Below are 10,768 nucleotides of genomic sequence, written 5' to 3' on the forward strand. Positions count from 1 at the left end.
CACTCGCCTAGCCGATAATTGAGAAATGTCAAAATATTTTCAGCGAATGGACAGCTATTATTCTTCATTAACCTTATTTTATGGATGGAAAAAGGGCCTAAGCGCGATTTATCCCTTTGGATTACAGGAAGTATTTTACTTTCCTCGTTGGTAAGCATTTCAGTGATGGCGCTGGCTCCCGGCAATGTTTTACGTATAGGGGAAGTACCAACAATTTTTATTTTCATTCAACGGATATTGACTTATCCTATTGATTTTATTGTTGATTCTATAAAAACTTTTCCGCTTCCAAGCACACTGACTGTTTTGGTTCCTTTCTTGATTGTCTTTCTATTGAATGATGCTGATAGACAAAACTATTTAGTAGTCACCAGTAAGAAATTACTGACTTCATTTTTAGCGGCTCCGATAATTCTATATATATTATTAATGACCAATTTTTCGCCTAGCGCATATGCATTAGCGTATCCTGCCGACAGGGCATTATTTGAAGCACGCTATTTAATGACATTAATTCTCATCTTTGAGGGGGCTCTACTTGGATTTTATCTTTCACAGATGAAATCACCATTTTTGCGTTCAATGTATACGAAATACTTCGCGTTAGTAATCTTAACTATATTTTCTTTTTATCCATTGCGGTCTGCTCTGCAAACAGCAGCCACCTTTGATTTTTACCGTCAACGGGCAGCATCCTGGGACTTACGTGACGCAAAGATCCGTGCTGCTCAGAAAAATGGGGAAATGATTATCATCGTCCAGGAATTTGATAGCTTGCACGGCATTAAGGAGTTGGATAAGGATCCAAAGCATTGGGTAAACCGTTGTGCTGCTCGTTATTATGAAGTAGATTCAATTAGCGCCTATCCTTTGGATTCGGAATAAGATGAGTAATAAATCCTCCGACACGAACGCGACCTCGGGCTTGCCTCTGGTCTCAATCATCACCCCATCTTTTAATCAGGCCCCATTTATCGAGGCGACGATCAACTCGGTGCTGGAGCAGGATTATCCAAATATCGAATATATGATTGTGGATGGTGGCTCCACAGATGGGAGCGTGGATATCATTAACGGCTTCGAAGATCAATTGGCGTGGTGGATTTCTGAAAAAGACAAGGGCCAAACCGAAGCGATCAATAAAGGTTTTGCGAGGGCAAAAGGTGAAATTTTAGCCTGGCTCAATTCAGATGATACTTATCAGCCTGGTGCAGTGCGTGAGGCAGTCGAATTTTTAATGGATAACCCTGAGGTAGGGTTAGTTTACGGGGACTGTAATTTTATTGACGATCATGGTCAGAAATTCGGCAAATTTAATGCCGCGCAAACCAATTATGAGAAGCTCCGACGAGGGTATGTCCACATCCCACAGCAGGCTGCTTTTTGGCGGGCTGATCTTTGGCGGGAGGTCGGTCCCTTGGATGAGAGTTTTTATTTTGCGATGGATTATGATCTCTGGGTGCGTCTTGCAAAAACCACCCAGATCAAATACTTGCCTGGCAGGAATTGGGCGAACTTTCGTCTGCATAATGATGCAAAATCCATTGCCGCAGATGATCGCTGCTGGCCCGAGATGATGCGTGTCCATTATCGTGATGGCGGCTCTTTCTTCTCGGCAATTAATGCCAAATATCTGATCCGCAAAGTAGTCGCACCCTGGTGGATTTGGCGTCGACGTCGTCAGATTGAGAAAGCTCTCCAGGAGAAATAGAATGAAATTATTGCTTGCCTCTCCTTCTTTGGAAGATTTTCTCAGATTATTGCGTGCCTGGCGCTTTTGGATATTGGCTTCATTCCTGGGTGCAGCGCTGGGGGCTGCGGCATTCTACATCTTTCCTCCAGATTACCGTGCACAGGCGACCGTGGTTGTAGACTTCAATCTCGAAGAATCCTTAACTGAAGGAAATGATCGCGACCTTTTCTATTACCTTGAACGGGAAACACGTAAATTGGAAGAAGTTGCCTGGGCAGATAAAACGGTGGATGCTGTTTCTCAAGCTATCGGCGATATAACGGTGGCAGAATTACGCAATGAGCGGCTCCAACTCTCCCAGCCTCAGGATGGCGGTTGGCATTTTTATGCGGATGATCCTGATCCCGCACGGGCTGAGAAGATCGTCTCATTATGGACGGAGAGTTTCAATCAGCAGGCTCAAGAGGGAGCAGCAAATGCCCTGGCATTAAACGCGTTGAAGACTGCCTTAGAAAAAAATGCGATTGATCTTGCTGAAGTTGAGCAAGATATCGAAAGACTCGAATCTGAATCTTTGGGGATCAGCGCCTATTTGCAGACATCTTTGAGCCAAAAAGAATCCTTACCGATTTCCCGCAAAACATCGTTGGGGGAATATGTTTTTTTAGGCGCGTCGGGAATACTTTTCTTTGCAGCATTGGCAATTCTCTTTACAGGGAAGGTGCATGAAGAATAAGTCTTTGGAAGCAACTCATCACGAAAGTATGCAGGGCGCAAAGAAAAGTTTTTTTATCTCTTTGGAGAGAGTCTCGCGTCTCTTTTGGGGGCTTGTTTTGCTTTCTCTGCCCGTAACAAGTTTTCGCTTTTTCCCCTTCTTGGGACAACATACCTACGTTCGGCCCTTGGCATTTTATCCTCTGGTATTGCTTTATTTGATTTTAATGCTGCGTGTGTGGAGAAAAGAGATCAGGCTTCCATGGAGCAACGCTATCCTGCCTCTTTTCCTTTTCCTGATTATTACGCTATTTACCACTGCCACAGGCGGCTTGCTTGCCCCGATCCCCATGCGTGGACAGGAATATTGGGGACGTGCCTTGCGTGCTTTCATCACCTTTGGGATTGGGTTATCTTTTTTCATAGCTGCGCTGTGGATGCACAGCGATCGGGACGATTTACGCCATTCGCTAAAATGGCTTTATGCGGGGCTTGCCCTGACCCTTCTCTGGGTCGGTATTCAGGCGATTGCCTTGCATACACCCTTGTTGACAAAGGGACAAGTTTCAGATTGGCAAACACTTTTTTCGGTGCGAGGTTTGCCAAAATTAAACCGTGTTTCTGGCTTTGCTTTTGAACCCTCCTGGCTGGCGGGGCAAATCGCAACCTTATATCTCCCCTGGCTGGTCGCCTCCTTGCTGATGCGTTTTCGCGTGACAAAATATCGTTGGCTGGAAATTTTGTTGTTGATCGGCGCTATCGCAGCTTTATTACTAACCTATTCACGTGGTGGGTTGATCGTTGCCATCGCTGCGACGGGGCTGACCCTCCTCATCAGTGGGAGAAACGCGATCTCTCGTGGATTGCGGTGGTTTATTCGCCCTTCTGAAATTGATCGCATCTATGCCTTTGGGGTGCGGGCGATTCTACTTATACTCATTGTAAGCATGGCCTGGGGCGGGATCTCCTTTTTAGCCCAGCAAAACTACGTCAACCGCCTCTGGACAGTCGAAGCAGATAGTCTTGCCGATTATTTTGTCAAAACCAATGCAGGTGGACGGATCACCTATCTTTGGGCGACAGCCCAAATATTTTTAGACCACCCCTGGCTGGGTACGGGACTTGGTAGCTCCGGGCTCTATCTTTACCAATACTTTCCTGATTGGGCCCTATTCAATAACCCGGAAATAGCCAGACATCTCAGTCCCACCAGTAATCTTTTTCCAAACTCAAAAAATCTATATCTTCGTCTTTTGGCGGAAACGGGTATCTTTGGTTTCGCTATTTTTGGCAGCTTTCTGCTTGCGATCCTGTCCCAAATTGGAGAAGCCTTTCGCCGCTCAGAGAAACTTATTGGCATGGCTGGCCTTTCCTCTTTCTTTGCCATTTTGATTTATTATCTGATGCAGGATTCATTTGCAATGGCAGAATTATGGATCAACTTCGGAATTGTTTTGGGAATTGCCTCTGCTTCCCTCACCCCCAGTCTCTTTCCCGCCAGCGAGAGAGGGGAGTTACAGGAGAATTTATGATCGTTTTATCTGTTGGGATGCCCCGCGCCGGGTCAGGATGGCACTATAACCTGATCCACGATCTGATGGAAACAGCAGGATATGATGAAGCCCGCGACATCCGCGAGAATTATAAATTGCAAAATATACTTACGGAAGTCAATTGCAATATAGGTGTTTTATCATTGCGACGTTTGTTGATGGTGACAGTTCCCACGCTCCTGGGGAAGAATTTTGTGCTCAAAGCGCATGCTGGCCCAACGATTTGGTCGCGGACGCTCGCAGCCCTGGGCTTGCTTCAAATCGTTTACATTTACCGTGACCCCCGCGACGCGATGCTCTCTGCCTATGAATATGGGCAACGCTCCATCGAAAAAGGGCGCCCAAACTTCTTTTCACACCTGACAAACTTCGAGGAAACCCTCGACTTTATGACCGACTACGTCCACATTTGGGAAGGGTGGATGGCGGAAAAGAAAGCGCTTATCGCTCGCTACGAAGACTTGCTCACCGACTATGATACCGAGACCGTGCGTCTGATAGCATATTTGGGATTGGATGCAGATGACGATGCCGTGAAAGCCGTTGTTGAAGAATATCGTCCTGGGCAGGCAGAATCAGGGCAACAGGGCTTGCACTTTTTTAAGGGCAAAATGGGCCGGTTTCGTGATGCGTATACAAGCGATCAGCAAGTTGTAATGTCTGAGCGTTTCGGTGCTGCTCTTAAAAAAATGAATTACAAGCTTTAGAGTTTTCCAAAAATGTATCTCATCATTTTATTCTTTTTTAATTTACAGTTTCAATCATTTTAGAGTATTATAAGGCTATGCGGAAATTTGACTCTCCCTATATCGCAGACTGGATTGCCATTTCATTGCGATGGCTGATCCTTTTTGCTTTAACAATGATCCTGGCAGAAAATAATAAGCTGCTCGCACTTTGGCCGCTCTTTGTAATGGTGCTTTGGAATTTAACCATGAGTGTGATGGCAGGATTAAATATTCGCCTTCGCTATCATCGCCGATTGGCAGTTATTGTCGATCTTCTCTTTGCCAGTCTGTTATTTTGGACAAAACAAGGTTTTACAGGCCCTGTTTTGTGGGTGGGTATTTTACCAATTGTCAGCGGGGCGATTTATTTTGAGATTTGGGGGGGGCTTCTAACTGCGAGTGTGATTGCGGTAGTTGAATTAGCGTATGCCTATGATAAGATGCCACCAAGTTTTTTGGTAAAAGGGGGCATCGTCGCTGCAGTAACTTTGGCGCTGGGACTTTTATTTGGTTTTCTGGGCTATAAGTTAAGTCGAAACCTGCGAAGAAATCGAGAATCTCAACAGGGAAAACAACGAAAAAAGTTGGGGATGGAAAATGAACGACTAAACGCTATTTATGAACTGGCATCTACGCTAACAGCCACACTTAATTACCGTCGTGTTTTAGAATCGGCTCTTGACCTGAGTGTGAGAGCTTTGCACCCTGATGAGGATGAAGATTTTAGCGATCAAGTAGTGAGTGCAGTTTTACTTTTTGTGGGGAATGAGTTAATCGTAAAATCGGCACGACGATTTACAATTGCTGATCAGCGGATCGCGTTTTCCGGTTCCGAGGGAATTTTAGGAACCGCCATCTCGGGAGGGGAATCTGTTTTGACCCAAAACGTGGGTTATGACCCCGAACTGGGACGCTCTATTGCGTTGCGCACATGCACATCGAGCTATTGCATTCCCCTGCGAACAGGTTTCACGATTTATGGCGTATTGCTTTTTGCGCACCCTGACCTTGATTTTTTTACCCAGGAGCGTCGCGAAATGCTCGAATTGATCGGGAGACAATCGATTATCGCGATTCAAAATGCGCGCCTTTATCAAGATCTTGTTGAAGAAAAAGAACGCATGATTGAAGTGCAAGAAGAAGCAAGGAAAAAACTTGCCCGCGATTTGCACGATGGTCCGACTCAAACCATCTCGGCAATTGCGATGCGGATGAACCTGATTCGGATGATGCTCACGCGCGCCCCTGAAAAAGTTGAAGATGAGCTGTTTCGTGTAGAAGAAATGGCTCGCCGCACCACAAAAGAAATCCGTCATATGCTTTTTACGCTTCGTCCGCTTGTGCTTGAATCACAAGGGTTGCGCGCTGCTCTGGAATCAATGGCGGAAAAGATGAACGAAACCTACGGTCAAAACGTTCAAGTTGATGTGGATGAAAATCTGGCTGAAAAACTTGAAATTGGGAAACAAGGTGTCATCTTTTTCATCGCAGAAGAGGCGGTTAATAATGCCCGTAAACATGCCAAAGCAAGCCTGATTAAAATTCGCTTGCGAAATTTGGAGCCCGGTCTTTCTCTCCTTGAAATTCAGGACAATGGTGTTGGTTTTGATCTTGGCCTTATCAGCAAAGATTATGAAAAACGGGGTAGTTTGGGTATGGTCAATCTCAACGAACGCACTGAAATGATAGGAGGGCTGCTTCATATTGATTCTGTACTTGGCAAGGGAACAAATGTACAAATCTTTATCCCTCTCACCGAAGAAGCTGCCGAACGTCTTCACCATCGAAAATAACGAGACATCTCATGCCTACCGCTGCCGGTTTATATTATTTTTCTCATCAGGCAGATGATCCCTCCAGCCTGCCATTAATACTGATTCACGGCGCCGGGGGCTCTCACCTCCATTGGCCCCCTGATCTCCGTCGCTTAGATGGTTTTCAAATTGCCTCCCTTGATCTGCCCGGGCATGGAAAATCTGAGGGCATTGGGCGTCAAACCATCACTGAGTATGTCCAGGTAATGGAGGAGTTTATGGATGCGCTCACCTTGCCTGCCGCAATCATCGTGGGACATTCGATGGGCAGTGCCATTGCCCTACAGATGGCGTTAGACCTTCCCGAGCGTGTGCTTGCTCTCGTTTTGGTGGGCAGTGGCAGCCGTTTGCGCGTGGCTCCGTCAATATTGGAGAATTCAGCCAGTGAAGCAACTTTTCCACTTGCTGTCAAAACCATCAATGATTGGGCTTTTGGACCAGATACTCCCGAACGCCTGAAAGAACTTGCTGCCAAACGGATGGGAGAGACCCGCCCCTCCGTGCTATATGGCGACTTCATCGCCTGTAATGAGTTTGATGTAGATGAGCGGCTTGCTGAGATCAAAACCCCCACATTGATCATCTGTGGTTCAGAAGATAAATTGACCCCGCCAAAATATTCAAAACTTCTCCATGAGCATATTTTACATTCTGACCTCGTTAATATTGAGAGAGCAGGGCATATGGTTATGCTCGAAAAATCCCGAACTGTGGCGGACGCGATGATGGAGTTTTTTTCCAATATTAATACCGATCTTTCACTGAAAACCAAAAATGGCATCTGAGCAGATGCCATTTTTTATTAGTTGGAAATTATTTCTTTTTAGAAATCGTCATTGCCATACTCGCTACTTTCATCGTAATCGTCATAGGCATAAGCCCAATCTAGTTCGATAGGGGTGAGACCAACCACTTCCAGATCATCACGACATTCAGGGCAAACCTTTTTTTGCCCCAGGTAAGGTGTTTTATTGAAGATGATATCTGCATCACACTCCGGACAAGCACCCATGACAATATTTTTCCTAGTAGTCTTCATCTGAATAATCGTCGTCATCATCATATTCATCGGTAGGCCAATCCAGTTCAAGGGGTTCTAACCAGACTACCTCCAGACGGGCATCACACTTTGGGCAAGTAATTATCTTACCTAACAATGGATTGTTTCCCGCGTTGACCATTTCCTGACAAGAAATACAATTGGCTTTCATATTAAACAACCTCCAAAACAGCATATACGAATTGGGATCAAAGCTGTGATACGCTTTGAAGTAATTTATATTTTACGGATAGGCTGTATAAAACTTGTAAGATTATTTGGGTAAAAGGTGTGTCAAAAGACTTAATTTGTATAAAAAAATACGTTTTCTTTATGGTTTTAGTGTATACCCTGCCCCAGTAACAGTCAAAATATAACGTGGGTTTTGTGAATCCGTTTCAATTTTTGCTCTTAAACGTTTAATTAATCCGCGCACAAGGTCGCGATTCCCTTTGCCGCTATAACCCCAAACATACTCAACTAATCTATCGGAAGAGATCGTCTGTCCAGTGTTGATGATCAATATATACAGTAAGCGAAATTCGAGCTGGGTTAGTCGCTGTGGTGGGCGCTCCTTGATCCTCACTGATCGCTCGGACGGATCCAGCAAAATATCTCCTTTGGTCAGCACTGGCAGGCTAAAAAAGGGAACCCCTGAAGCGCGTCGCAACAAGGCACGCACCTGAGCGATAAAAACACGTGTACTATAAGGGCGCAAAAGGACCAAATCTACGCCCGCGTCGAGAAGGGTAACATAGGCATCTTCGTTTTTATACTCGGCAATGACGATAAAAGGAGCGGGAGTAAAGGCGCGCAATTGCTTGATCCCACTAATAGGTAAATTGTGGTCAGGGAAGGTCAGCACGATTAAGTCAACAACAATTTCCCGCCAGTCTGTAAGGATTTTTTCGAAATCCATGCTGATCTTTACAAAAAAACCTGCTCGCTGAAGTGCCAGTCGCAGCATAGCACTTTCGTCAGAATTATGCGAGAGCAATAACGCTTCCATTGTAGCCTCCGATTTAGAGCAGTTTTAGTAGAACAGGACGGGCCTTTGCCAACGCCCTTGCTCTATGACTAAGATGATTTTTCTTTTCTTCTGGCAACTCAGCCATCGTGCATGCTGTGTCGGATAGACAGAAAATTGGATCGTAGCCAAAGCCTCCATCGCCACGCTCCTCGGGAATGATTTCACCTTCGCAGACACCCTCGCTAAAATGGATTTCTCCGTTTGGCTGGGCAATCGCAACGGTGGCGCGAAAACGCGCTGTCCAAGGGCGGGGGTGCGGAAGCAAGTTTTTTAGCAGAAAATTGCGTCGGTCGCCATCATCCGCATTTGGGCCGGGGGCGTACCGTGCAGAGAAAAGACCCGGTGCGCCATCCAGCGCATCAACTTCCAATCCTGAATCATCCCCCAGTGCGATCAGTCCGCTCGCTTGCATGAAGGCTTTCGCTTTTAGGGCTGCGTTTGAGGCGTAAGTCTGTCCATTTTCTTCTACGTGAAGATCCAGCCCTAGATCGGCGGGAGTGATAATCTCGATGGGCAGATCCTGAAGGATGAATTTCATCTCGATTAACTTGCCCGGATTTTGGCTTGCGAGCAATAACTTTAGCATTATATTCTCTTTGATTTGATTCTATCCAACGCCCAGCGAGCATGGTCTCGAACAAGCGGTTCGATGTCATTCAGTGCCTTTTCCAGTGCAGGAATCGCGGCTGGATCGCCTACATTGCCCAGGGCAACAGCCACATTTCTCAGGTAGCCTCGCCGTTTGGCACGCTTGACAGGATTGTTTTTGAATTTCTTATTGAACTCTTGCGGCGTGAGATCTAACTCGGTGATCAGATTGGGATGAGGGTCAATTTTAGCTTCGGTGACAGGCGAGGCAAATCGATTCCAGGGGCAGATCATTTGACAAATATCGCATCCAAAAATCCAAGCGCCAATTTTGGGACGCAGTTCTTCTGCAATTTCGCCCTTATTTTCAATGGTGAGATAAGAGATGCAGCGGTTTGCGTCCAGTGTGCGATTGGGGAGGATAGCCTGCGTGGGGCAAGCTTCGATGCAGCGGGTACAGGTTCCACAATGGTCGGCATTAATCGCTTCGTCTGAAGGGAGTTCAATCCCTAAAAGGATTTCGGCGAGGAAAAAGTAAGAGCCATGTTGTGGGTTGATAAGGCAGGTGTTTTTACCGATCCAGCCAAGACCAGCACGTTGCGCCAAATCCCGCTCAAGAATGGGGCCAGTATCGGTATACCAGCGGTTGGGGATGCTGTGACCCTCCTCACCTTCAATGAATGTAACAATGGCCTTCATCTTTTCAGGAAGCAGGAGATGATAATCTTCGTTCCAGGCGTAGGACGCGACTTTCCCCGTACCCTGCTCCGGTTTAGCGGTCGCAGTTTTTGGGTCCGGGTAGGGGACAGCAAGGAGTAAGATGGATTGGCATTCGGGGAGAATTAATCGGGGGTTATTGCGACGGGAGCGGGCGCGCTCGTTTTCCAGATAGGTCATGGACCCATGACGCCCCGCATCCAACCAGTTTTGGTAAGTTGAGATGTGGGGCGGTGTTTCGGGTGTGGTGATTCCCGCAAGGGTGAATCCCAACCGCAGGGCTTCGGCTTTTATTTTCTTTGCCAGTTCTTTTGACACAGTTTAACGGACGACGATATCAACGTAGAAAAATTCGCCAAAATTGGCACCAGCTGAGTTGCGCATCCGCCAGTAACTTTGATATGAACCCGTTGTGAGCGGAGCGGTGAAGACAACGGTAACTTCCACAGTTTCTTCGGGGTTGATAATGGAGTTAAGGTTGCGGGCCTGGCCGCTCATTTCTTCGCCATAGCCATAGACTAATTGGTAGCCTACGTCCCAGATGCAGGAGCCGGTATTTTTAATGCGCCAGATCTTCTCAAACCCTTGCCCAGGCGACATCTCGGTGCCATCCTGGACGCTGACATCAGCAACCCAAATGGCATTATCACAGATTTGGGAAGTGGGCGAGGATTCAACAAGGATCGTGACAGGTGTTTCTGTGACAGAAATTGATGTAGGTACTGATGTTGCGATTTCTGCGGCTTGGGTTGCTGTAGTCGTTGCTTTGGGTGTAGATGTATTCACTATTCCTGTTTGGGTCATTTCGGCTACCACTGTTTCTGCCGCAATGGTGTAAATCGCGTTAATATCAGGTGTAGGGGAGACAGGTACAGTTTCTCCGCAGGCGCTC

13 protein-coding genes are annotated in these 10,768 nt (G+C 46.5%); 7 read left to right on the plus strand and 6 right to left on the minus strand.

Annotated features, from left to right (window positions below; translation table 11 throughout):
- Positions 1-18 precede the first annotated feature (18 nt).
- The 7 genes from AC3DOM_RS10970 to AC3DOM_RS11000 all read left to right on the plus strand — a co-directional run bounded on the left by AC3DOM_RS10970 (position 19) and on the right by AC3DOM_RS11000 (position 7,287).
- Positions 19-885 carry a DUF6056 family protein gene (locus AC3DOM_RS10970; protein WP_487919090.1) on the plus strand — a complete coding sequence of 289 codons (867 nt, stop codon included), beginning with the start codon at positions 19-21 and terminating at the stop codon, positions 883-885.
- A 1-nt stretch (position 886) separates the two neighbouring features.
- Complete coding sequence (locus AC3DOM_RS10975) at positions 887-1,711, plus strand: glycosyltransferase family 2 protein (RefSeq protein WP_487919091.1); 825 nt, start codon at positions 887-889, stop codon at positions 1,709-1,711.
- A 1-nt stretch (position 1,712) separates the two neighbouring features.
- Positions 1,713-2,429 (plus strand): YveK family protein, encoded by a 717-nt coding sequence (locus AC3DOM_RS10980; RefSeq protein ID WP_487919092.1) that lies wholly within the window; start codon positions 1,713-1,715, stop codon positions 2,427-2,429.
- Positions 2,419-3,939 (plus strand): O-antigen ligase family protein, encoded by a 1,521-nt coding sequence (locus AC3DOM_RS10985; protein WP_487919093.1) that lies wholly within the window; start codon positions 2,419-2,421, stop codon positions 3,937-3,939. The genes AC3DOM_RS10980 and AC3DOM_RS10985 overlap by 11 nt, the downstream gene beginning before the upstream one ends.
- On the plus strand, positions 3,936-4,667 hold the full coding sequence (locus AC3DOM_RS10990; RefSeq protein ID WP_487919094.1) for a sulfotransferase domain-containing protein: 732 nt from the start codon (positions 3,936-3,938) through the stop codon (positions 4,665-4,667). The genes AC3DOM_RS10985 and AC3DOM_RS10990 overlap by 4 nt, the downstream gene beginning before the upstream one ends.
- Positions 4,668-4,744: 77 nt before the next feature.
- A complete protein-coding gene (locus AC3DOM_RS10995) occupies positions 4,745-6,481 on the plus strand; it encodes a GAF domain-containing sensor histidine kinase (RefSeq protein WP_487919095.1) in 1,737 nt (578 codons plus the stop codon).
- 11 nt (positions 6,482-6,492) lie between these two features.
- Positions 6,493-7,287 carry an alpha/beta fold hydrolase gene (locus AC3DOM_RS11000; RefSeq protein ID WP_487919096.1) on the plus strand — a complete coding sequence of 265 codons (795 nt, stop codon included), beginning with the start codon at positions 6,493-6,495 and terminating at the stop codon, positions 7,285-7,287.
- Positions 7,288-7,325: 38 nt separating this feature from the next.
- On the opposite strand, the gene AC3DOM_RS11005 is transcribed toward AC3DOM_RS11000, so the two are convergent.
- From AC3DOM_RS11005 to AC3DOM_RS11030, 6 genes are all read right to left on the minus strand, one after another.
- Positions 7,326-7,541 (minus strand): hypothetical protein, encoded by a 216-nt coding sequence (locus AC3DOM_RS11005; RefSeq protein WP_487919097.1) that lies wholly within the window; start codon positions 7,539-7,541, stop codon positions 7,326-7,328.
- A complete protein-coding gene (locus AC3DOM_RS11010; protein WP_487919098.1) occupies positions 7,528-7,713 on the minus strand; it encodes a lysine biosynthesis protein LysW in 186 nt (61 codons plus the stop codon). Before AC3DOM_RS11010 ends, AC3DOM_RS11005 begins: the two co-directional genes overlap by 14 nt.
- A 159-nt stretch (positions 7,714-7,872) precedes the next feature.
- A complete protein-coding gene (locus AC3DOM_RS11015) occupies positions 7,873-8,550 on the minus strand; it encodes a response regulator transcription factor (RefSeq protein ID WP_487919099.1) in 678 nt (225 codons plus the stop codon).
- Positions 8,551-8,563: 13 nt separating this feature from the next.
- On the minus strand, positions 8,564-9,157 hold the full coding sequence (rdgB, locus tag AC3DOM_RS11020) for an RdgB/HAM1 family non-canonical purine NTP pyrophosphatase (protein WP_487919100.1): 594 nt from the start codon (positions 9,155-9,157) through the stop codon (positions 8,564-8,566).
- Positions 9,157-10,194 (minus strand): tRNA epoxyqueuosine(34) reductase QueG, encoded by a 1,038-nt coding sequence (queG, locus tag AC3DOM_RS11025; protein WP_487919101.1) that lies wholly within the window; start codon positions 10,192-10,194, stop codon positions 9,157-9,159. The genes rdgB and queG overlap by 1 nt, the downstream gene beginning before the upstream one ends.
- Positions 10,195-10,197: 3 nt before the next feature.
- On the minus strand, positions 10,198-10,768 hold a 571-nt coding region (locus AC3DOM_RS11030), incomplete at its 5' end, for an NBR1-Ig-like domain-containing protein (RefSeq protein WP_487919102.1).

It is taken from the genome of Candidatus Desulfolinea nitratireducens, from assembly GCF_982879505.1.

Bases quoted from the DNA above. Each gene is read 5' to 3' on its own strand.
- AC3DOM_RS10975 (WP_487919091.1), top strand. From the start codon at position 887: ATGAGTAATAAATCCTCCGACACGAACGCGACCTCGGGCTTGCCTCTG.
- AC3DOM_RS10980 (WP_487919092.1), top strand. From the start codon at position 1,713: ATGAAATTATTGCTTGCCTCTCCTTCTTTGGAAGATTTTCTCAGATTA.
- AC3DOM_RS10985 (WP_487919093.1), top strand. From the start codon at position 2,419: ATGAAGAATAAGTCTTTGGAAGCAACTCATCACGAAAGTATGCAGGGC.
- AC3DOM_RS10990 (WP_487919094.1), top strand. From the start codon at position 3,936: ATGATCGTTTTATCTGTTGGGATGCCCCGCGCCGGGTCAGGATGGCAC.
- AC3DOM_RS10995 (WP_487919095.1), top strand. From the start codon at position 4,745: ATGCGGAAATTTGACTCTCCCTATATCGCAGACTGGATTGCCATTTCA.
- AC3DOM_RS11000 (WP_487919096.1), top strand. From the start codon at position 6,493: ATGCCTACCGCTGCCGGTTTATATTATTTTTCTCATCAGGCAGATGAT.
- AC3DOM_RS11005 (WP_487919097.1), bottom strand. From the start codon at position 7,541: ATGAAGACTACTAGGAAAAATATTGTCATGGGTGCTTGTCCGGAGTGT.
- AC3DOM_RS11010 (WP_487919098.1), bottom strand. From the start codon at position 7,713: ATGAAAGCCAATTGTATTTCTTGTCAGGAAATGGTCAACGCGGGAAAC.
- AC3DOM_RS11015 (WP_487919099.1), bottom strand. From the start codon at position 8,550: ATGGAAGCGTTATTGCTCTCGCATAATTCTGACGAAAGTGCTATGCTG.
- rdgB (WP_487919100.1), bottom strand. From the start codon at position 9,157: ATGCTAAAGTTATTGCTCGCAAGCCAAAATCCGGGCAAGTTAATCGAG.